The 20,828-nt window shown below is 72.0% G+C and carries 15 protein-coding genes and 1 pseudogene; 7 read left to right on the forward strand and 9 right to left on the reverse strand.

The genetic code is table 11. The features are described 5' to 3' along the window. Positions 1-450: 450 nt before the first annotated feature. A complete protein-coding gene (locus ACO1BR_RS15610) occupies positions 451-705 on the reverse strand; it encodes a hypothetical protein (RefSeq protein WP_043264818.1) in 255 nt (84 codons plus the stop codon). A gap of 359 nt (positions 706-1,064) precedes the next feature. Between ACO1BR_RS15610 and ACO1BR_RS15615 the strand changes: the two are divergent. Both ACO1BR_RS15615 and ACO1BR_RS15620 read left to right on the forward strand, forming a co-directional pair. Further along, positions 1,065-1,419, forward strand: a pseudogene (locus ACO1BR_RS15615) (VOC family protein). A gap of 1,205 nt (positions 1,420-2,624) precedes the next feature. Beyond that, on the forward strand, positions 2,625-3,746 hold the full coding sequence (locus ACO1BR_RS15620; RefSeq protein ID WP_426795646.1) for an ADP-ribosylglycohydrolase family protein: 1,122 nt from the start codon (positions 2,625-2,627) through the stop codon (positions 3,744-3,746). Between the two features lie 192 nt (positions 3,747-3,938). Here ACO1BR_RS15620 and ACO1BR_RS15625 read toward each other — a convergent pair whose 3' ends face one another. From ACO1BR_RS15625 to ACO1BR_RS15635, 3 genes are all read right to left on the reverse strand, one after another. Then, positions 3,939-5,429, reverse strand: coding sequence for a sodium:solute symporter family protein (locus tag ACO1BR_RS15625; RefSeq protein WP_426795647.1), 1,491 nt, complete (start codon positions 5,427-5,429; stop codon positions 3,939-3,941). 375 nt (positions 5,430-5,804) lie between these two features. Further along, positions 5,805-6,590, reverse strand: coding sequence for an SDR family oxidoreductase (locus ACO1BR_RS15630; protein ID WP_426795648.1), 786 nt, complete (start codon positions 6,588-6,590; stop codon positions 5,805-5,807). A 324-nt stretch (positions 6,591-6,914) separates the two neighbouring features. Then, positions 6,915-8,135: a PLP-dependent aminotransferase family protein gene (locus ACO1BR_RS15635; RefSeq protein WP_426795649.1), complete on the reverse strand. Its 1,221-nt coding sequence runs from the start codon at positions 8,133-8,135 to the stop codon at positions 6,915-6,917. A 251-nt stretch (positions 8,136-8,386) separates the two neighbouring features. Here ACO1BR_RS15635 and ACO1BR_RS15640 point away from each other — a divergent pair, with 251 nt between their 5' ends. Next, entirely contained in the window at positions 8,387-9,223 is an 837-nt protein-coding gene (locus ACO1BR_RS15640; RefSeq protein WP_426795650.1) for a hypothetical protein, read from the forward strand. 125 nt (positions 9,224-9,348) lie between these two features. Here the strand turns inward: ACO1BR_RS15640 and ACO1BR_RS15645 are convergent, their stop codons facing one another. From ACO1BR_RS15645 to ACO1BR_RS15655, 3 genes are all read right to left on the reverse strand, one after another. Continuing rightward, positions 9,349-9,558 carry a DUF397 domain-containing protein gene (locus ACO1BR_RS15645; RefSeq protein WP_426795651.1) on the reverse strand — a complete coding sequence of 70 codons (210 nt, stop codon included), beginning with the start codon at positions 9,556-9,558 and terminating at the stop codon, positions 9,349-9,351. 209 nt (positions 9,559-9,767) lie between these two features. Beyond that, positions 9,768-10,634 carry a helix-turn-helix domain-containing protein gene (locus ACO1BR_RS15650; protein ID WP_426795652.1) on the reverse strand — a complete coding sequence of 289 codons (867 nt, stop codon included), beginning with the start codon at positions 10,632-10,634 and terminating at the stop codon, positions 9,768-9,770. A 452-nt stretch (positions 10,635-11,086) separates the two neighbouring features. Further along, complete coding sequence (locus ACO1BR_RS15655; RefSeq protein ID WP_426795653.1) at positions 11,087-11,860, reverse strand: GOLPH3/VPS74 family protein; 774 nt, start codon at positions 11,858-11,860, stop codon at positions 11,087-11,089. Between the two features lie 262 nt (positions 11,861-12,122). Between ACO1BR_RS15655 and ACO1BR_RS15660 the strand changes: the two genes are divergently transcribed. Both ACO1BR_RS15660 and ACO1BR_RS15665 read left to right on the forward strand, forming a co-directional pair. After that, positions 12,123-15,218, forward strand: a complete 3,096-nt coding sequence (locus ACO1BR_RS15660; protein ID WP_426795654.1) for a D-alanyl-D-alanine carboxypeptidase — start codon at positions 12,123-12,125, stop codon at positions 15,216-15,218. Between the two features lie 293 nt (positions 15,219-15,511). Then, on the forward strand, positions 15,512-16,990 hold the full coding sequence (locus ACO1BR_RS15665; protein WP_426795655.1) for a glycosyltransferase family 39 protein: 1,479 nt from the start codon (positions 15,512-15,514) through the stop codon (positions 16,988-16,990). A 218-nt stretch (positions 16,991-17,208) separates the two neighbouring features. On the opposite strand, the gene ACO1BR_RS15670 is transcribed toward ACO1BR_RS15665, so the two are convergent. Then, the gene (locus ACO1BR_RS15670) at positions 17,209-17,946 is read right to left on the reverse strand and encodes an ArsR/SmtB family transcription factor (RefSeq protein ID WP_426795656.1); all 738 of its coding nucleotides are present in this window, start codon (positions 17,944-17,946) and stop codon (positions 17,209-17,211) included. A 181-nt stretch (positions 17,947-18,127) separates the two neighbouring features. Further along, on the reverse strand, positions 18,128-18,442 hold the full coding sequence (locus ACO1BR_RS15675; protein ID WP_426795657.1) for a hypothetical protein: 315 nt from the start codon (positions 18,440-18,442) through the stop codon (positions 18,128-18,130). Between the two features lie 345 nt (positions 18,443-18,787). Here ACO1BR_RS15675 and ACO1BR_RS15680 point away from each other — a divergent pair, with 345 nt between their 5' ends. Then, positions 18,788-19,534, forward strand: a complete 747-nt coding sequence (locus ACO1BR_RS15680) for a hypothetical protein (protein WP_426795658.1) — start codon at positions 18,788-18,790, stop codon at positions 19,532-19,534. After that, positions 19,531-20,823 carry a HAMP domain-containing sensor histidine kinase gene (locus ACO1BR_RS15685; protein ID WP_426795659.1) on the forward strand — a complete coding sequence of 431 codons (1,293 nt, stop codon included), beginning with the start codon at positions 19,531-19,533 and terminating at the stop codon, positions 20,821-20,823. Before ACO1BR_RS15680 ends, ACO1BR_RS15685 begins: the two co-directional genes overlap by 4 nt. Positions 20,824-20,828 lie beyond the last annotated feature (5 nt).

Here is a 20,828-nt window from a genome sequence, read left to right on the forward strand (position 1 = left end):
GAGAGGATGAGGCAGCCCTCGGGGAAGCGCGTCGCGAGCCTGACAGGCCGGGCGTCGCGCCCCTGTTGGGTCAGCCGCTGACGGGTCAGCCCCGGTTGGAGCAGCACCTGTCGGTTCGGCACTGGATGGGGCAATCGCGTACCTGAAGGAGGGACGGGGGCAGGGGCAGAACAGGGCTGGTGCCGGGGCTGTCGCGAGCGGTTGGTTGACGTACCCCGACTCGTCGAGTTGGCGTGGCCATGATTGGCCGAGATCGTGCCGTTCCGGCGGACCAGGTTGGCGCATTCCTGACGGGTGGGACTGGTCAGATCGCGACTGATCAGGTCGGTGCGGGGTGTGGGCGACCGGGGTGACCCGGCTCTGGTCGACCGGAGCGAGTGTGGTGCGGACCGTCCGTCGGTCAGGTCGGACCGGCTCGGTCCGCCATCCCGGAGTGTCCCTTCGGGTGGGTCACTCTCCTTCGTACTCCGCCTCGTGCTGCAGGATGCACTGCTGCCACTGCGACAGTGCTTCCTCGCGGTCGCCACCGGCATCCTGGGCAGCGACGATCAGGGCGTCGGCTGCCATGGCGGCCAGCCGCACCGCGACATGGCAGACGTCGCGTTGCGGAAGAGGCCGGAGGAGTTCCACCGCACCGTCGCTGTCGCCGGAGAGCGCAGAGGCGACGACGGCCATGGTGGTGCGATCCCACTCGTACTCGGACATGGGGAGAGCATGCCCAACGGAGGGCACCGCCATCATCGAACGGAGGGGCGAGGGACGAGGGGTTGGTGTGTGGTGGACGAGAGGTGAGGGGTGGGTGGGGAGGGGCGGGGTGGGGGCCGGGGGGGGGGGAGCCCTCAGCGGATTCAGCCCAGTTGGCGGATCGGCACCCCTTCAGGATCCGCGGAAGGCGCAGCAGGCGTCGTATCCCGGCACCGGCGGGTTCGCGGAATCTCAACGCTGGTGTGTGCCGAACCTGCGGGTGGCGGTGGCTTCGTGAGGGGAACGGCGCTCGGGTTCAGTCCGATGAGGGAGGTCTGAGTGCCTGTTGTTCGAAGCCCTGGCAGGTCTGGGCTCGGCAGATGGCCTTGGAATGGGAACAGGTAGTTGTTCACTCGAAAGATCCGGTAGCTCTGGGGCAGTGGTGGGCTACGGCCCTTGGTTGGGTTGTGGTCCACTCCATCTGATGCGGAGTTCGAGATCCGCCCGGAGCCGGACCGCCTGCCGGGGTTGGACTTCGTCCGGCTTGAAGAGAGCAAGAAAGCCAAGAGCCGGCTGCATCTCGACTTCAGACCTGACGACCAGGACGCCGAAGTGGCTCGTCTGGTGGCTCATGGCGCACAGCGTGTTGATATCGGCCAGGGTGAGCAATCGTGGGTTGTACTGGCAGACCCCGAAGGCAACGAGTTCTGCGTCCTTGGCCAGCGGCGTCAGTAGGGCTCACGCCTGGGTCGGGTCGATGGTGAAGCGCTCGGGGTGGGCGGCTCGGACGTAGTGGATCGCGGCCCTGGCGACCAGGGGCGCCAGCGGGGAACGGGCAGCTCGGAGGGGCGGCTAGGCGGAATGCCAGCTGGCGCCAATGCATCTTGTCTGACGCCCAGTTGGGCGGCAGCCGGCGCAGTCCACGGGTGTTTCCCGGTACTGGCCGGACAGCGGGGCCGTGATGGTGCTGAGCACCGGCCACTTGTCGTTCGCCCTGCTCGCAGGAGGCGAGATACGACTCCGGCTGGGCCTGCGTGAGCCCAGTGACAGTGCAGTCCAGCGCCGCGCAGGTCTTGTCCAGGTCTTCCAGCGGACCGCCCGGCGGGCGTGCTGCAGGCTGGCCGGCTCCGGGTCCGCCTGGACGGTCGAGAGGTAGCCGACCGTAGTGCTGGACCAGACATGGCCACGGACCTTTTGGACGTCCCACAGTGCCATGCCGCTCTCACTAGAGACGCGTAGCCCGGGCGTGCGTGACCAGGTGGGGAATCAAGCAGGTCACCGGCCGGGGGAGGTAGAACTCGCCAGCGGTCTCGCGTGCCCTGCGGAAGGCGTCGGGCTGCACTGGCGTGGCCACGGCGGCGTTCGAGGCCGCCACGGGACGCGACCTCCGTTCGGTGGGGAACGGCGGCGCGGCCGGATCCAAGGGATCGTCGCTGAAAGCTCCGCGTGGCCGGGTCCGTACCCGGTGTCGCGGTCGGGCGCAGTGGTGGGGTCTGGGACGGGGTCTGGGACGGGGTCTGGGACGGAGTCATGCGGATCCTCCTGACGAATCGCGAAGGCTGGGAAGACCGCGAAGACCGCGAAGACTGGCAAGACCGCGAAGACTGGGAAGGCTGGCAAGACCGCGAAGACTGTGAGGGCAGTGAGGGTCGCGTAAGTGCGAACGATGTGAAGGCTGTGAAGGCTGTGGAGGAGGTGAAAGGAGTGGTGTGCGAAATGCGAAAAGGGCAGGTCGGAAACCGCTCGGGGAGTGACTGCTCACAATGCGAACCTGGCCCGCATTCGATCATTCCCGGTCGATTACAGTGCTGCGCCAGGGGCGCCGGCAAGGCCCCGGGACCTTGTGAGCGTCGGGAGGGCGCAGTGAGCGAGCGCAGTGAGCGAGCCCTGGAAAGGTGCGCGCCGCGCGTATGCGAGGCCGCGCGGAGCGAGGTTTCGGCATGAGCGCAGCGGCAGGCAACACCGCTATCTGGGGCCGCGCCGAACAGCAGGACTTCCGTAGCCGGGTGCGCGGCTGTTTGCTGGGCGGTGCCATCGGCGATGCGCTTGGCGCGGGCATCGAAGGCGATTCGCTCGACGCGATCCGCGAGACGCACGGCCAGGAGGGCGTGACCGACTTCGTGCCCGCCTTCGGGCGGCGCGGTGCGGTCACCGACGACACCCAGATGACCCTGTTCACCGTGGACGGCCTGATACGCGCGCAGGTCCGCCGCGACACCGGGGCCTGGCACCCGCCCACCGACGTCCACCGCGCTTACCTCCGCTGGGCCGCCACCCAGCACGACTGGGGCCCCGACGAGCGCAAGGAGGAAGACGGCTGGCTGGCCCGCGAGGAGTGGCTCTACTCCCGCCGGGCCCCCGGCCGGGCCTGCCTCAGCGGCCTCGGTGACGACGTCATGGGCACCCTCGACAAGCCGAAGAACCCGGATTCCAAGGGGTGCGGCGCGGTGATGCGCTCCGCGCCGTTCGGCCTGCTGGTCGGCTGGGAGCCGCAGTTGGTCTTCCAGCTCGCGGTCGAGTGCGCGGCGCAGACCCACGGCCACCCCACCGGCTATCTGGCGGCCGGCGCGTTCGCCGTGATCAGCCATTCCCTGGCCCGCGGAGAGGATCTGGACGGCGCCGTCCAGAAGGCACTGGCGCATCTGGCCACCCGGCCCGACCACGAGGAGACCACCGACGCCCTCAAGCGTGCGCTCGGCGCCGTACGGCAGGGCATGCCGACGGCCGCCCGGGTGGAGTCGCTGGGTGAGGGCTGGACCGCCGAGGAGGCGCTGGCCATCGGGGTGTACTGCGCGCTGGTCGCCGAGGACGTCCGGCACGGGCTGCTGCTCGCCGTCAACCACGGTGGCGACAGCGATTCGACCGGCGCCATCTGCGGCAACCTGCTGGGCACCCTGCACGGCGAGACCGCCCTGCCGCCCGTGTGGCTGGTCGAACTGGAGGGCCGGGACACGATCTTGCAGCTCGCCGACGACTTCGCCCTGGAGATGACCCAGGGCCCCGCGCTGCACGGCCCGGCGGGCTCGTCACCGGGCTGGCTCGCCCGCTACCCGCGCGCCTGACCCGCAACGCCGGCCCGAGTCTCCCCCCAGGGCTGCCCTCCAGGGCTGCTGAGTCTGCCCAGGGGTGCCCTGGGTCGCTCCAAGGCTGTCCAAGGCCGCCCCAGAATGGACCGCCGCTGTGGACAGCGCCGCCGGACCAACCCGCCAAACCTCCACATAACATTCCACCGCCCCCCACCTCACCCGCCACCCCTAAAAGCCCCCCGCTCCCCCCTCATTGATCCGCGCCAGTACCGCATCCCGCTCCGGGGTGGCCTCCGGCCTGATCAGGCCGATCGCCGCGAACAGCAGCAGCGATGTGGCCACCGGTGCCACGATCTGCACCTGCAACTGGACGCCGCCGATGCCGTAGTTGGTCAGCCAGAACGCGAACAGCCCGGCCGCCCAGGACACCAGCGCCGCCGTCGGCCCCGACCGGCGGAAGGCCGGCAGCGTGCCCAGCAGGAACGGGATCGAGATCGGCCCGACCAGCCCGGCGACCCACTTGATGACGACGGTGATGATGTCCTTGAACGTGGGCGAGTTGACCTGGGTCGCGATCGCCATCGACAGCGCGAGGAAGCCCACCGTCGACAGTCGGGCGGCCACCAGCCCCGTCCGGTGGGACCAGTCCCGGGCCCGTGCCGACAACGCCGGCGCGATGTCCCGGGTGAAGACCGCGGAGACGGCGTTGGCGTCCGAGGAGCACATCGCCATCGTGTGGGAGAAGAACCCGACGACGACCAGCCCCAACAGGCCGTGTGGCAGCAGCCGTTCGGTCAGCAGCGCGTACGAGTCCGAGGCGTCCGGCTTCCGCGCGGTGACGAGCAGCGGCGCGGCCCACATCGGGAAGAAGAGGACCACCGGCCAGACCAGCCACAGCGCCGCCGACAGCAGCGCCGAGTGGCGGGCTTCACGGGCGTCGCGGGTGGCCATGTAGCGCTGCGCCTGGTTCCACATCCCGCCGCTGTATTCGAAGGTCTTGATGAAGAGGTAGGCGAGCAGGAAGGCCAGGGTGTACGGGCCGGCGGTCGGCCGGGTGTGCCCGTCCGGCAACCGGTCCCAGACCGTCCACAGCCCGCCGGCGCCGCCCAGTTCGCCGAGTACTGTCACCAGCATCGCGATCCCGGCCACCAGTTGGATGACGAACTGCCCCAGTTCGGTCAGGGCGTCCGCCCACAGCCCGCCGACCGTGCAGTAGACGCCGGTGATCACGCCGGTGAGGAGGATGCCCTGGTTGAGGGAGAGACCGGTGAACACGGACAGCAGGGTGGCGATAGCCGCCCACTTGGCGCCCACGTCCACGACCTTCAGCAGTACGCCCGACCAGGCGAGCGCCTGCTGCGTCGGCAGGTTGTAGCGGTTCTTGAGGTACTCCAGCGGCGAGGCGACCCCGAGGCGGGACCGCAGCCGGTTGAGCCGTCCCGCGAACAGCCGGGCCCCGATGGCGATTCCGACGGCGATGGGGAAGGCCCAGGTCACGTAGGAGGCGATGCCGTACTGGTAGGCGATGCCCGCGTAGCCGGTGAACATCACCGCGCTGTAGCCGGACATGTGGTGCGAGATGCCGGAGAGCCACCACGGCATCTTGCCGCCGGCGGTGAAGAAGTCGCCGACGTCGTCCACCCGCCGGTGCGACCACGCGCCGATCGCGATCATCACGCCGAAGTAGCCGATGAGAACGGCCCGGTCGAGACTGTTCATGCCCCCTCCAGGGGTCCGCCCTGTGAACGCTCCGGATGTGGAATCGCTTCGCCATGACGCGGTCCTGCGGTGCCGAGTACCCGCTCGGAAGCAGGGAACTCCGGGGATTGAACCGTTCGACGAGCGTGCGGGTCAAGGGTGTTGGCGGTCATGGGTATGAACAGTGGTCAGCAAAGCGAACGTACGGAGTGAATGCGGCGCCGCTCCACCCCCTTCCTTTCCCCTCTCCCTCTCCCTCTCCCTCTCCCTCCTTCCCTCCCTCTTCCTCCCCCGGCACGCGGAACGGCCGTACGGGCGGGTGCCCGTACGGCCGCGTGGCGCTCGTGGCGGGATGGGGTCGCTCCGGCCGCTGCCGATGGCGCGGCGCTCGCGGTGCTACCGCATCAGCTCCCCGGCGTTCACCAGCAGCGACTGCCCCGTGATGGCCCGCGCCCGGTCCGAGGCCAGGAAGACCGCCGCCTCCGCCACGTCCGTGTCCGTGGCCAGTTCCGGCAACGCCATCCGCCCGGCGAGCCGCTCCAGCACCTCGGACTCCGGTACGCCCTCGGTCTGCGCCGTGAACCGTACGTACGCCTCCACCGGCGGGCCCCACATCCAGCCGGGCTGCACGGTGTTGACCCGTATCCGGTCCGGTCCCAGCTCACGCGCCAGCGAGTACATCGCCGAGACCAGCCCGCCCTTGGACGCCGCATAGGCCGCCTGCTGCACCTGTGAGGGCGCGGCGACCGACGACTGGGTGCCGATCATCACCACCGAGCCCCCGCCGCGCGCCGTCATCGAGGGCAGGCAGGCGCGGGTCATCCGCAGCGTTCCGAAGAGGTTGACGTCCACGACCTGCCGCCAGGCGTCGAAGTCGGCGTCCCGCAGTCCGCCGAAGTACGCGTCCAGCGCGGCGACATGGATCACCGCGTCGATTCCGCCGAACCGCTCCACGGCCAGTTCGGCCAGTGCCGTGCACTGTGTCTCGTCGGCGATGTCCGTGGCCCGCCAGGCCGTCCGCTCACCCGAAGGGTCGATCCGCGCCGCCGAGGAGGCGAGGTTCTCCTCCGTGCGTGCGCCCAGGACGACGCGCGCCCCGTCGCGTGCGCAGGCCGCCGCGACCTGGTGGCCGAGTCCGGTGCCGACGCCGGAGATGATGACCGTCCTGTCGCGCAGCAGCATGCGGCCTCCCGCCGGTCCCGGCCGCCATGACCCGACATGACCCGACATGGGACATGACCCGCATGGGACATGACCCGCATGGGGCGTGGCCCGCATGGATCGAATCTGACGCACCGTCAGTAATGGTTGTGGGGCGCCAGGGTAGGGCCGGAGCGCGGCGAAGGCCAGGGTTCTTCACCGGCACGTGCGGTCCGTGTGGTCCGGCCGCGCCCGCAGGTCCCGCGATCCGCAGCTCCCGCGACCCCCAGCTCCCGCGCCCCGGCGCCCCGCGCGCGGGCCGCCTCCCCGGTCACGCCTCCCCGGTCCTCCCAGCCACGCCCCCGGTCACCCCTCCGCGTGCGCCTCTGCCAGTGCCTTCCGCAGCCGGACCAGCCCCTCCGCGATCTCCTCCGGCGGGTGCGTCACGAACGACAACCGCATCGCCGCGGGGTCCGGCCGGCCCGCGAAGAACGGCGCCCCCGGAACGTACGCCACGTCGTGCCGTACCACCTTCGGCAGCAGCGCTGTCGCGTCGTACCCCGCCGGCAACGTCGCCCACACGAACATCCCGCCGGCCGGACGGTTCCACCGCGAGCCCTCGGGGAGCGCCCCGGCCAGGCCGTCCACCAGCGCGTTGCGCCGCTCGCGGTAGGCGCCGCGGACCCGCACCAGGTGGGCGTCCAGGTCGGCGATGGCCAAGTACCGTGCCGCGGCGGCCTGGTCGACGGTCGAGGTGTGCAGGTCGGCGGCCTGCTTGGCGATCACGCAGGCGCGGCGCAGCACGGCCGGCGCCCGCAGCGTGCCCAGCCGCAGTCCCGGTGCCATCACCTTGGAGAACGAGCCCAGCAGCGCGGTGCGGTCCTCGGCGCCGGGGAAGGATGCGATCCACGGCTGCGGCTCGCCCTCGAAGCGCAGCTCCCCGTACGGGTCGTCCTCGGCGATCCACAGTCCGCGCCGGGCGGCGACCTCGGCGACCGCGGCCCGGCGATCGGCGGACAGGGTGCGGCCGGTCGGGTTCTGGAACGTCGGGACGATATAGAGCAGTCGGGGTTTCTCGCGGGCGGCGATCTCGTCCAGCGCGGCCGGGTCGATGCCCTCGTCGTCGGTCGGCACCGGCACCACCCGGGCGCCCGCGAGCGAGAAGATCTGGAGTGCCGCCAGATAGCAGGGGTCCTCGACCAGCACCACGTCGCCCGGCTCCAGCAGGGCCGTGGCCAGCAGCGTCAGCCCCTGCTGGGAGCCGGTGGTGATCAGCAGGTCATCGGGGTCGGTGGGCAGTCCGCGGCTGGTGCTGCGCGCCGCGACGGCCGCCCGCAGGTCGGGGTCGCCTTCGCTGGGCGAGTACTGGAGGGCGCGCCGCGGCGCCTCGGCCAGGACCTGCTGGAAGGCGGTGGCTATCCCCTCGGCGTCGAAGAGTTCGGGTGCGGGCAGTCCGCCGGCGAACGAGATGACCTCGGCGCGGGAGGTGAGTGCCAGGATGTCGCGTACGGGCGAGCTGCCGGTCCGCGCCGCGCGCGCGGCCAGCTCGGGAACGGGGGCGGTGCGGTCCAGGGGCGAGTCCGGCATGGCAGCTCCAATCGCTCGTGATCTGCGTTAACCGTCGTTAGCTGCAGATGGCACGAAGACTATGCCGGTTTCCGGTCGCTGTGCAGTGCTGCCCGCATGCTGGGCCCTCGCCCGCTCGTCCGCCCTCACCCGCGCGCCTGCCGTCGACCGCGCGTCTGTCGCGTCCCGCCACCGGAACCCTCCCGCCACCGGAACCCTCCCGTCCCGCCGCTTCTCTCCCCTTCTGACGCTATGTCAGCTACACCTGTGCCATGACGCCCGACGACCTCGCCGCCTACGCCGCCCTGGCCGCCACCGGCCCGTACGGCATCCACCCCGGCCACGCCCTGATCACCATGGTCGAACCCCATCCCGGCCACGAACACGCCTACAACCGCTGGTACGAGGACGACCACTACATCGCCGGCGCGATGGCGATGCCCTGGATCTTCGCCGGCCGCCGCTGGGTCGCCACCCGCGAGCTGCAACTCCTGCGCTACCCCGAGGAGTCCGCGGTCGCCCGGCCGGTCACCACCGGCTGCTACCTCTCCACGTACTGGCTCACCGAAGGCCGCTACGACGCGCACATGAAGTGGACCGTCGGCATCAACCGGCGCCTCAACCGCGACGGCCGCGTCTACCAGGACCGCACGCACGTCTTCACCGCCTTCCAGGATCACGAGGCGACGGTCTACCGGGACGGCGCGGCGGGTCCCCGCGACTTCCATGCGCTGGACCACCCTTACGCCGGGCTGGTGTTGGAGGTGATCGACGCGGACGGTCCGGAGCGGCGCGCCGAACTCCTGGAGTGGCTGCGCTCCCGCCGCCTTCCGCGCCGCCTGGCGGGCTCGCCGTCGGCGCTGGTCACCGTCTTCCGGCCGACCCCGCTGCCTGCGGACCGGATGGCGTACGTCCGGCAGGTCGAGGGCGTCGGCACCCGGCTGACCCTGTTGTGGTTCCTCCAGGAGGACCCGCGCGACGTGTGGGCGGAGCACTTCGCCGGCCTGGACGCCGAGGTCGCCGCGTCCGGCCTCGGCCGCGTCGAGCTGGTGGCGCCCTTCATCCCGACCGTCCCGGGAACGGACCGCTATGTGGCCGAACTCCGCTGACCGGCAGTGGAGTTCGCGTTCCGTGGGTGGACAGGGCCGAACCCCCTCGGCCGGGACGGCGATCCAGTCGAGAGGGCTCGTGTCTGCGGTGGGGTCACACGGACTGTGGTCGGTGACGGCTCAGATCAGGACAGGTCGAACGCGTGACCGGCGACGTCCGACACGAAGCTGCTCCAGGAGGCGTTGTCGAACGTGAGGCGCGGACCCTCGGGGTCCTTGGAGTCACGCACCGCGATCGCCACGGTGGTCGGTACGGCGATCTCCACGCAGGCGCCGTTGCCGCCGGAGTACGAGGACTTGGTCCAGGAGAACGCGGAATTGGGCTGAACGGCCATTTTCACTCCAACTTACTCTGAGTTACCGCGGATTCGGTGAGACCGACGCTACGCGCCAACATCACGAGCCGCAGAGGCCGTTCACCCGTCCGAATGGCATACTCCGTGATCGCTTTCCACGGATGGCAGCCCAGGTGTACCGTGCGGCCCCTTTCAGCGGAATACGACATTCCGCGTTCCCGGGGCTGTCCGGACCTGCTCCCTCATCCTCAACTCATCGCATCCGCATGCCTTTTCGCCGCCTCCGCGATGAACTCCCGGCTGGCTTCCGCACTCAACGCCTGCGCCCGCAGATGCTCGTACATGATGGTGTATTTGTGCACATCGTTGGTTTTCTCCAGATAGAGATCGCTGGTGACACCCTCGATGTAGACCACGCTCGAATCGGCGGCGTCGTCGAATTCCAGGATCGAGAACGTCCCCGACATCCCGGCGTGCGCACCGGTTTCGTACGGCAGCACCTGCACCGTCACATGCGGAAGCCTGCTCACCTCGACGAGCTGCTCCAGCTGCTCGCGCATGACCAGGTGGCTGCCGACCACCCGCCGCAGCGCGCTCTCGTCCAGCACCACCCACAGCCGCAGCGGGCGGTCCGTGTCGTTGACCCGCTCCTGACGCCGCATCCGCACCTGGATGCGCTTCTCCAGGTCGTCCGGCGCCAGCTCCGGGACCGCGCCGGGAATGACCGCCTCGGCATAGCCGGGTGTCTGGAGCAGTCCGGGCACCAGCAGCGACTCGTACGTCCGAAGCGACGCCGCCTCGGTCTCCAGGCCGATGTAGACGCTGTACGGGATGTCGCCGAACGCGTGCCACCAGCCCTGCTGCCGGGAGTCCTTCGCCATCTGCATCAGCGAATCGACTATCCGGTGGTCCTCGACCTCGTAGACCCCGCACAGATCGCGGACATCGCGCTGGCTGATGCTGCGGCGGCCGTTCTCCAGCCGGCTGATCTTCGACTGGGAGACCAGCAGCCGCTCGGCCACCTCCTCCGCCGTCAGGCCCTTGGCCTCCCGGAGCCTGCGCAGCTCCTGGCCCAAGCGGCGTCGCCTGACGGTGGGATTGACGTTGGACGCCACGGGACGTGCACCTCCGGGTCCGTACTGCTGTCATTTCCTCTTGAGCAGACTGCCACTTCATGTGGACGCCGCGCAGTCAATTGACCACAGAAGGCGAGCGGACATGCGCACGGGGTGGCGGACCGGCCGTCGTCCGAACGGCTCGGCCCACCACCCCGCTCTCTTGCCGCGGCTCCCGAACAGGCCGGGGACGGTCGTGCCGGTGCTGCCCGATGGTGCGGGTGCTGCACCGGGGCGCGATGGTGCGATGACGCGGCCGCGAGGGTGCGACCACGGTGCTGCGACGACGCGACGGTGCGCGGTGGTACCCGGCGGTCCACGCCGCGGTCCGGCGTTGCGCGTACGGCCGTGGCGTACGGCCTCGTACGCGGTCACCGGGCGCGTGCCGTACGGCGCGCACCCACCGGGCGTGCGCTCGGGGGCGTCCTGCGCGCCCTACGGCGCCGACGGCATCAGCGGGCGCCTACCCGGGCCATGCTGCCGTGGCCGTGCCGCCGCGACTGCACCGGCACACCGGCCGTCTCGGTCGCGGCCCGGGCCGCCGGCTGCCGGGCACCCGGGCCGCTGCCCGGTCCCGCGCCCGCGGCCCGCCGGGGCTGCGCCGCCGCGCCGTTCTGCACATCCATGACGGCGTGCGCGACCAGTCCGCCCATCGGGTCGTGACGGATCAGATCCCGGAGACGGGAGCGCGATGACCGCCCCTCGTTCCCTGGATAGAGGTGCTTGCCGAGACCGACCGCGTGGGCCAGCGCGGCGAGCGCCGCGGTCCGCGGGTCCGGTGGTACGCCGGTGCGGATCGCGTTGTCCAGCCGGGTCCTGATCTCCCGGCTGATGGCCGTCTCGGTCGCTTGGTAGCGCGTCGTCGGCAGCACCCCGCACATCTGACCCGCCACGGCATGCACCATGCCGCACCGTTCCAGATGCGTGAGATACGTCTGGCGCAGCCCCAGCCGGGGCCCGCCGATCCAGTGGACCGCGCGCACCGGACTGCCGCGTCGGCGCAGCAGTTCGAGCGCGGAGTCCAGAGTCGGATCTCCTGTCGGCCGTGCCATCACCACGGCGATACGATCCCCGTCTGGGGCTATCCGTCCTGCCAGAGCCAGCTCTACTAGCTGGGCCCCGGCCAGGCCGAGGTCGAGCGACTGCGGCTGTGCTGTGGTGCCCGTGGCCGGGTCCAAAGCCAGCAGCAGAAGCTCCTCCGGAATTGTTCTGCGGCTCCTGCCCATCCATGCCTCCCCGCGTGGATGAATGACAGGGTGACCCCTCTCACATTCATCTGTCGAGGGTGCGTGGGGGGTTCGGTAGGGAACCGGTAGGTATGTCGTTCTCGTCTAGCACGTCGGCAACATCTTCCGCGGGGTGCGGCGTGTACCGGTTCGCGTGGCGGTGGGATGACGCCGTTGGGACACAGGACACTTGGGAACACTGGTGCCGGTTGGTACCAGTTGGCGCCAGGCAGGGCAGTGCGACGTAGTGAAGGAGACATCGGTGGCGGGCGAGTCCCCCGACAAGTCGGACAAGAAGTCGGACAAGGAGCAGTCGTCGGGGGAGACGGCGCGCACCGAACGCGATCCGCGGCTGTCCGTTCGCCGCAAGGGCCGGGACGGGACGGTGAAGCCGGCCGGGGCGGACGGGGATACGGACGCGGAGCCGGCGGCGGACGCGGATGCGGTTGCGGATGCGGATGCGGTGGATGCTTCGGACGGGTCGGACGCGGAGTCGGCGTCGTCGAAGCCGGAGTCGAAGTCGGCGTCGGTGTCGGGCTCGGGGTCCGAGTCGGGGTCGGGGGCCGGGAAGGGCTCGAAGGACTCGGCGGGCTCGAAGGGTTCCAAGGGCTCCAAGGACTCCAAGGACTCCAAGGGTTCCAGGGACTCCAAGGGTTCCAAGGCGGCGGCGGGCGCGAAGGGCTCGGGTGCGGGCGCGGGGCGTACGCCGGAGTCCGCGAAGGAGCCTGAGGCGCCTCAGGAGGCCGCGGAGGGCGACGCCGGGGCCGCGGGCGGCGACGACCGTCTGCGGGCCGCTGTGGCCGCCTGGGTCGCACGTACGGACGATGTAGAGGCCACGGACACGACCACGGACACCGCCGCGGACGCGACCGATGCCGCGGACGGTGCCGCGGACGTGGATGATGCCGCGGGTGCCGGGCCGGCGAAGGCCACCGAGTCGGCCGCGAAGTCGGCGGCCGGGGCCGGCGCGAACGTGGACGGCAAGGCGGACGGCAAGGCGGGTGGCAAGGCGGGTGGCAAGGCCGCCGCGAAGTCGGACGCGAAGCCGGCGGTGGATGTCGAGCCGGAAGCTGAGCCGGATGCCGGGGCGGACGCGAAGTCCGGGGCGAAGTCCGGTGCGGGTGTGAAGGGGAAGGCGTCCGGGGGCGGGAAGGGGGCCGCGTCCGAGGGTGGGTCGGCGGCCGGGTCCGGTGCCGGGGCTGCCGCCGCGTCGGATTCCCCCGCCGTCGACCAGGCCACCGCCGTCTTCAAGACGGCGGGTCTGAAGAAGGGCGAGGCCGGGGACGCCGACGAGGCGCCGGTCGATGACGCCACACGCGTGTTTGCTATCGCGAAGTTGAAGGAGGGGGAGGCGAAGGGCGAGAGTGCGGCGGAGGAACGTCCCGTCGACAGCCCGACCACCACCTTCAAGATCGACAAGGGTGCCGCGAAGAAGGCCGCCGAGGCCGACGCGAAGGCGAACGGCGAGGAGAAGGCGCCCGCCGACGCCAAGACGAACGGCGACACCAAGGCGAACGCCGATACCAAGGCGAAGGGCGACGCGAAGGCCGGGGACGGCGGCAAGGCCGGGGCCGAGGACGAGCGGGACGCCGAGCGGACCAGCCAGTTCGTGGCGCTGAAGTCGACGGACGGCGGCGCGGCGGAGCGGTCGATCGGGAAGACCGCGCCCAAGACCCCGGCCCGTACGGCCGGCAAGCCGGCCGAGACCGTCGACAAGAGCGAGAAGACCGACAAGGGCGAGACGGCTGACGCGGCTGACGCGGCTGACGCGACGGCCGACGCGGGCAAGGGCAAGGCCGACGGCGGTACGTCGACGGGCGGCGCGCCGGCGAAGGCTGCTGAGAAGGCCCCCGAGAAGGCCCCCGAGAAGGCGCCGGGCACGGCGCCCGGGGCGCTGCCGGCCGCCGTGCCGGCCAAGCCCGCCGGGAAGCCGGCCGTCGCGCCGCCGGCCGCGGATTCCGCCACCGCGTCCGGCTCCAAGGCCGGTTCCGCGACGGAGTCTGCTGCCGAGTCCGCTGGCGAGTCCGCCGCCGAGTCGGAGTCCGAGCGGACCCGGCAGGAGCCGCTGCCGCCGCTGGACCTGCTGGCGAAGCTCACCAACACCCCGCCGCCGCCCGAGACTCCGCTGCGCACCATCGTCCGGCGGTTCAAGATCTGGACCCCGCTGGTCGTGCTGCTGGGGATCATCTTCGTGATCGTCCAGTCGGTGCGTCCGCTGCCCGGCCCGACGCTGGCGGTCGGTTCGTCGACCGCGTTCACGTTCCAGGGCGGCAAGCTCTCGATGCCGTGGCCCGACCAGGGCCAGGCCGCGGCCGAGGTCGTCGGCGTGGGCAGCCTGGGCACGTCCGGCCAGGCCAAGCCGGTGCCGACGGCGAGCGTCGCCAAGGTGATGACCGCTTACGTGATCCTGCGCGACCACCCGCTGAAGAAGGGGGAGAAGGGTGAGACGATCACCATCGACCCGCAGGGGGAGGCCGACTCGCACAAGCAGGACGAGTCGCGGGTGCCGCTCAAGGCGGGGCAGACGTTCAACGAGTACCAGATGCTCCAGATGCTGATGATTCCGTCGGGCAACAACGTCGCGCGCCAGCTGGCCCGTTGGGACTCCCAGTCCGAGGACGCGTTCACGAAGAAGATGAACGCCGCCGCCAAGGACCTGGGCATGACCCAGACCACGTACACCGACCCCAGCGGTCTCGACAAGACGACCGTCAGCACCGCCGTCGACCAGCTCAAGCTCGCCGAGGCGGTGATGAAGAACGACGCCTTCCGCGCGGTCGTCACCACCGAGAACGTCAAGATCGACGGTCTGCCGGACAAGATCTACAACAACAACAGCCTGCTGACGACGATGCCGGGCGTGGTCCGCGGCATCAAGACCGGTTCCAGCTCGCCGGCCGGCGGCACCTTCATGTGGGCCGCGTACCGCACCATCGGCGGCAAGGACCAGCTGCTGCTCGGTGTGACGATGGACCAGCACGCCCGCGGCACCGACCCCAACGCCCACCTCCAACTGGCCCTGGAGAACAGCCAGAAGGTGATCGGCGCGGCCAAGGACGCGCTGTCCTCCGCCACCGTGGTGAAGAAGGGGCAGGTCGTCGGCTACGTGGACGACGGGCTCGACGGCCAGACGCCGGTGGTCGCCACCAAGGACCTGACGGCGGTCGGCTGGCCCGGTATGAAGGCGACGTTCTCGATCGGCGACGGTGGCAAGGCCGTACCGCACACGGCGAAGGCCGGCACGGTCGTCGGCGAGCTGACGGTCGGCAACGGAGCGAGCCAGCAGAAGGTCCCGGTGGCACTGCAATCGGACCTGGCCGAGCCCACGTTCGGGGCGAAGCTGACCCGGCTGGGGTGAGGCGCGGGAGCCGGTCGGCCGTTACGGCGGTCGCCCGGCTCCCGGCTCCCGGTCGCCGGACCACCTCCGCACCCGCCTGTACCGTTCCGCCCGTTCCGCCCGTACCGCCCGTACCGCCCCCGTACCGTTCCGCCCGTACCGCCCCCGTACCGTTCCGCCCGTACCGCCCCTCCGTCCCCTCGTGACCGGAGCCCGTCATCGACGCAGCGCAAGCCCACAAGACGTACCAGGCGTCCGCTTCCGCATCCGCCGCATCCGCCACCGCGGCCTGGGCGGCGCGCAGCGCGGTGGTGGTGGCGCCCGCGGGGCTGATGCTGTTCCTGGGGGCGTGGGGGATCCGCCGGCAGGACGCCATCTGGCGCGACGAGGCGGTCACTTACGACATGGCGCACCGCAGCCTGTCCGATCTGTGGCTGACGCTGCTCCACGTCGATGTCGTGCACGGCCTGTACTACGCGCTGATGCACGTCTGGTTCGTCGTCTACGACGCCACCCTCGGCAGCACCCTCGGCGCGGTGATCGGCCTGCGGCTGCCGTCGGTCGTGGCGATGACGGTCGCCGCGGCGGGGATCGCGCTGCTGGGGGAGCGCCTGGTCGGGCGGCGGGCGGGACTGTTCGCGGGGCTCGCCTTCGCGCTGATCCCGGTCGTGCAGCAGTACGCGCAGGAGGGGCGCTCCTACGCGACGATCTGTGCGGCGGTCGTCTGGGCCACGTATCTGCTGGTGCTCGCCGCCGCCCGCCCGCGCCGCCAGTTGTGGTGGGGCTATACCGCGCTGATGCTGTTCGCCTGCCTGCTGCACGAGTTCGCGGCGCTGGCGCTGCCCGCGCACGGTGCCGCCGTCATACTGGGCCGGCTGCCCCGCCGCGCGCTGCGCGCCTGGGCGCTGTCGGCGCTCACCGTCGCCGCCGGACTCGCCCCGCTCGCGGTCTTCAGCACCCGGCAGTCGGCCCAGATCAGCTGGCTCATGTGGCCGGACCCGCTGCAACTCCTGACGTTCGCGGTTCTCGCGGTCCTCGGCTTCGGCTGCGCCCGCGTCCCCATACGCTCCCGTGGTCCGGTCGGGCTGCGCGCCGTCGGTATCCCGCTGCTGATCCTGCCCACCCTCCTCCTGCTCCTCCTCTCCCACGTCGAACCCGCCTACGTGGACCGCTACGTCCTCTACTACGTGGCGGGCTTCGCGCTGGTCGCGGGCGCCGCGCTGGCCCGGCTGCTGCGGCCGGCGGGCGAACTGGGCCAGACCCGCGGCCGGTTGCTGCGGCGGGTGCTGGCCCTGTCGCTGGCGCTGGCCGCGCTGCTGCCCGTGGACGTCCATCTGCGCAGCCCGGACAGCCGGGTCGACGACGCCACCGCCGTCGCCCAGGCGGTGCGCGAGGTGTCCGAGCCGGGCGACGGGCTCCTCTTCATGCCGTCCCGCCGCCGCGTCTGGATGGCGCCCCGGCCGCACGACTTCCGCGGTCTGGACGATCTCGCGCTGGCCAAGAGCCCGGTGGCGTCCCACACCCTCTACGGGACGGAGCTCTCCGGCGACCAGATCCGCGACCGGATGCTGGCCAGCCGCCGGATCGTCGTGGCGGGCGACCCGGGCGGGCAGCCGGTCGACGACAACGACCAGGAGATCGCCAAACGGGCCACGCTGCGCGGGGAGTTCGTGGTGTGCGGGAGCACGGAGGTGCGCGGCGCCCGGATAACGGTCTATGCGCGGGCCGGCGACGGGGGCGGCTGCCGCGACGGGGCGGGCGCGGTCCGGCAGCCCCCGGCGGCCCGCGGATAGACCGTTGTCCGGGCGCCGCCTCGACCCGGCCCGGTCCCGATGCGGCCCCGGGCCCCGCCGCGCGCGGTACCGCGTCGGTCGGCTCCTGGACCGCCGCCCGGCCCACCCGGGCGTGACCGCGTTCGTACCGTCCCCTCCCCGCGTCATGGCGGTGGCCACGCGGCCTCGGCCCGACGACGCGGCGCGTGGCCCCGGCTCGACGCGGCGCGCGGCCCCCGTTACGCCAGCCCCGCCGCCGCCCCGTCGATCCCCAGCAACTCCTTGAGCGTCCGCGCGCCGTCCGGCGTGAGGCGTACCGCGCGTCCGCTGCCGATCCGGCGGATCCAGCGCTGCTCCAGCAGCCGCTCGCAGAGCCGGGCGCCGGCGGTGCCCGCGAGGTGCTGCCGGCGTTCGGTCCAGTCCAGGCAGCCGCGGGCCTGCGGGCGGCGTCCGCCGCGCAGCACCGCGGGCGGAATCCCCAGCGCGTCGGCGAACCACGCCCGGCCGTCGTCGGTGAACGCGAAGCCGCCGTCCTGGTCGAGCAGTCCGCGCCCGGTCATCGCATCGGTGATGGCGACGCCGAGCCGGCCGGTGAGGTGGTCGTAGCAGGTACGGCCGCGGGCGAGCGCGGTGGACGTGCTGACCGCCCGCAGGCCGCGCGGTGCGGCGGCGGGCGGGCCGAGCCGGGCGGTGAGCGATTCCAGCAGCTCGGCGACGCCGGGGCCGGCGAGCTGCACGTAGCGGTGCCGGCCCTGCCGCCGCTCGACGAGCAGCCCGCCGTCGGTCAGCCGGGTCAGATGTTCGCTCGCGGTCGACGGCGCGACCTGCGCGTACGCGGCGAGTTCACCGGCGGTCCAGGCCCGTCCGTCGAGCAGCGCCAGGCAGAACGCGGCGCGGGTGCGGTCCGCCAGCAGCGCCGCCAGCCGAGCCAGCTCGGAGCTGTGGTCGGGAGACGGCGGAGGTGTCGGGGACGTCATGCGTCCATTCTCCGCCGCGACATTTCGGCCGCTACCGATACGTCGTCGCCGGATGCCGGATGCCCGATGACGGACGGGGGTGCCCGGGGCCGGGCGGCCCAGGCGCGTCAGGCGCGCCCTCTGGCGGGAGCCCCTGCCGTCCTGGCTGGAGGTGTGCAGTCCCAGCGGGAGGTGCGCCGTCCTAGCGGGCGGTGCGCTGCGCGCCGCCGGTGGCGTGCGCCGGCTGCGGGGTGTCGTGGTTGCTGCGCCGGCGCACCGCGAAGGCGACGCCCGCCGCGCCCAGCACGCCCGCGCCGCCGATGAGGCCGGCCTTCGGCAGCTGCCCGGCCTTCTCCGCGATGCCGGCCAGCCCCTCGTCGGGGAGCAGGATCGCCGTCCGGCTGCCCGCGGGCACGCTGGACTCGGCGAAGGCGGCGCCCGCGGGAAGCAGCAGGGCGGCCAGCGCGCCGGTCGCGACGGTGGCGGTACGGATCACGGAGCGGCGCTGAGCCCGCATGGCTACTCCTCGTCGTGGACGGCCGGTGCCGTCCTGGGGTGCGGTACGGGGAGCACGCTACGGAGCGTCCATAACGACGATCCATACGTTGTGTAACAGTCACCCGCACCATCTCCGGTCAGTCGTGAAACGGAGCGGTCGGCGGCGCCCGCCGGGAGGACGGCCGGAACGGCTGTCCGGCAGCTGCCGGAACGGCCGTCCTGAAGATTCCTCACCGCGCCACCTTGGGTAGCTTGGTCAAGCTATGCCCGTAATAGTGACCTTTGCGGGTATTGGTGCGGGTGCGGTGGGCGCGCTTCGTCCGCCGGCGAACGGCACACGGCGGGCGAAGGCGGTGACAACGGCATGCGGCACCGACGACGCCCCACGGGCCCGACGCCGACCACCCGCACCGCCGTGGCCGCCCTGGCCCTGGCCCTCGTCCCCCTCGCCGGCTGTGCGAGCCCCGAGGGCCTGAAGAACGACGGTCCGGCGCGCAGCGTGCACGCCCCCCAGGAACTCTGGCCGCGGTACACCCCCGCACCCCTGCGCGAGAGCGACAACCCCGCCGCCCTCAAACCCCTCCCCGGCGTCCCGCACATCCCCGGCGGCGACATGAAACACGCCGACCCGCTCGCCGTCCTCGACGCCGACTACACCTCCGACGGCGACCGCGCGCCCGCGCCCCGCTCCGTACGCCGCCCCGAACTGCACGACCTCACCGACGACGGCAAGCCCGACCTGATCGCCGTCGTCGATGTCGACCGCCGCACCAGCGACCTGCGCGTCTACACCGTCCGGAACGCGGTCGTCACCCGGATCCTCGCGCTGCGCGGCGTCCTCGCCGGCGTCGAACTGGCGGCCGGCCATCTCGCGGTCCGCGAACCCACCAAGGACCCACGCTACGTCAGCGTCACCGACTACGTCTGGGACGGCCACTCCATGGGCCTGTGGGACCTCACCCTCGACCTCGCCCACAAGCCGAAGCCCTCGCCCGGCGGACCCTCGCCCGGCACTCCCTCGCCCGCCCCCACAGGCCCGCCCCCGTCCCCGACGAGCATCAGCCGGCGCGCCTCGTGGGCCGTCCCCGGTCCGCCCGGGACCCCGCCATGAGGCGGCCCCGCCCCGCCGTCTCCCTCCGCTGGAAGATCGCGCTGACCGTGACGGCGGTGTGCTGCGCGGTCGCCGCGGTCCTCGGCGTGCTCGTGCACAACGCGGTGGCCCGGCAGACCGTCGGCCAGGTCCGCAAGGAGACCCGCGCGGACCTCGACACCGCGCTGGACCTCTTCGAGTACGGCACCTCCCGCGAGGGCATCAACTCCGTCCTGGACCCGCCGGAACTCCCGGAAGAGCTAAAGAAGTTGGTGCACCGCGGCCGACGCGGCAGCATGGTCGGCAGCTATCGCGGACAGCCGGTGATGTGGGCCGCGGCGCCCGCCGGCAACCAGATCATGGCCGTCTGGTCGCCCTACGGGAACACCCGGCGCACCCTGGAGAAGTTCGACACCGCCATCCTCGGCTCGGCCGTGCTCGCCGCCACCGCCGTCGCCCTCGCCGGCCTCTTCCTCGCCCGGCGCATCAGCCGCCGGCTGACCACCACCGCGGCCGTCGCGCGCCGCATCACCGCCGGTGACCTGGACGCGCGGGTCGGCGACGTCGCAGGTCAGTGGCCGCGCGGCGGCCCGTCGGCGTATGACGAGGTGGCGGCGGTGGCGGCGGCCCTGGACTCCGTGGCCGGCTCCCTCCAGGGCCGCCTCCAGGCCGAGCAGCGCTTCACCGCCGACGTCGCCCACGAACTGCGCACCCCGCTCACCGGCATCCTCGCCTCCGCCGCGCTCCTCCCGGAGGGCCGCCCCAAGGAGATGATCAACGACCGGCTGCACGCCCTGCACCGGCTCACCGAGGACCTGTTGGAGATCTCCCGGCTCGACTCCGGCGCCGAACACGCCGACCTCGCCGCCTGCGCACTCGGCCCGCTCGTCACCCGCTCCGTACGCGCCACCGGCTTCGGCACCGACGTACGGATCCTCGCCGACACCGTCGTCGAAACGGACCGGCGCCGCCTGGACCGCATCCTCGCCAACCTCGTCATCAACGCGCACCGGCACGGCCGGCCCCCGGTCGCGGTGACCGTGGACGCCCTGCCCGGCGGCATCCCCACCATCGAGGTGCGCGACCACGGCCCCGGCTATCCCGCGGACCTGCTGCACCACGGCCCGCAGCGCTTCCGCACCGATGCCCCGGGCCGCGGCAGAGGCCACGGTCTGGGCCTGACCATCGCCGTGGGCCAGGCCGCCGTCCTCGGCATCGGCCTCTACTTCACCAACGCCCCCGACGGCGGCGCCCGCGCCCTCCTCAGCTTCCCGCCTCACCCCCCGGACCGGACCACCGCCACCCCCTGAGTCCA

It is taken from the genome of Streptomyces sp. YGL11-2, from assembly GCF_050054615.1.
GTDB lineage: Bacteria > Actinomycetota > Actinomycetes > Streptomycetales > Streptomycetaceae > Streptomyces.

Coding starts and splice junctions, on each gene's coding strand:
- ACO1BR_RS15685 (WP_426795659.1), top strand. CDS start 19,531: ATGAGGCGGCCCCGCCCCGCCGTCTCCCTCCGCTGGAAGATCGCGCTG.
- ACO1BR_RS15670 (WP_426795656.1), bottom strand. CDS start 17,946: ATGACGTCCCCGACACCTCCGCCGTCTCCCGACCACAGCTCCGAGCTG.
- ACO1BR_RS15610 (WP_043264818.1), bottom strand. CDS start 705: ATGTCCGAGTACGAGTGGGATCGCACCACCATGGCCGTCGTCGCCTCT.
- ACO1BR_RS15645 (WP_426795651.1), bottom strand. CDS start 9,558: ATGGCCGTTCAGCCCAATTCCGCGTTCTCCTGGACCAAGTCCTCGTAC.
- ACO1BR_RS15640 (WP_426795650.1), top strand. CDS start 8,387: ATGACGCCCGACGACCTCGCCGCCTACGCCGCCCTGGCCGCCACCGGC.
- ACO1BR_RS15635 (WP_426795649.1), bottom strand. CDS start 8,135: ATGCCGGACTCGCCCCTGGACCGCACCGCCCCCGTTCCCGAGCTGGCC.
- ACO1BR_RS15675 (WP_426795657.1), bottom strand. CDS start 18,442: ATGCGGGCTCAGCGCCGCTCCGTGATCCGTACCGCCACCGTCGCGACC.
- ACO1BR_RS15680 (WP_426795658.1), top strand. CDS start 18,788: ATGCGGCACCGACGACGCCCCACGGGCCCGACGCCGACCACCCGCACC.
- ACO1BR_RS15625 (WP_426795647.1), bottom strand. CDS start 5,429: ATGAACAGTCTCGACCGGGCCGTTCTCATCGGCTACTTCGGCGTGATG.
- ACO1BR_RS15620 (WP_426795646.1), top strand. CDS start 2,625: ATGAGCGCAGCGGCAGGCAACACCGCTATCTGGGGCCGCGCCGAACAG.
- ACO1BR_RS15630 (WP_426795648.1), bottom strand. CDS start 6,590: ATGCTGCTGCGCGACAGGACGGTCATCATCTCCGGCGTCGGCACCGGA.
- ACO1BR_RS15655 (WP_426795653.1), bottom strand. CDS start 11,860: ATGGGCAGGAGCCGCAGAACAATTCCGGAGGAGCTTCTGCTGCTGGCT.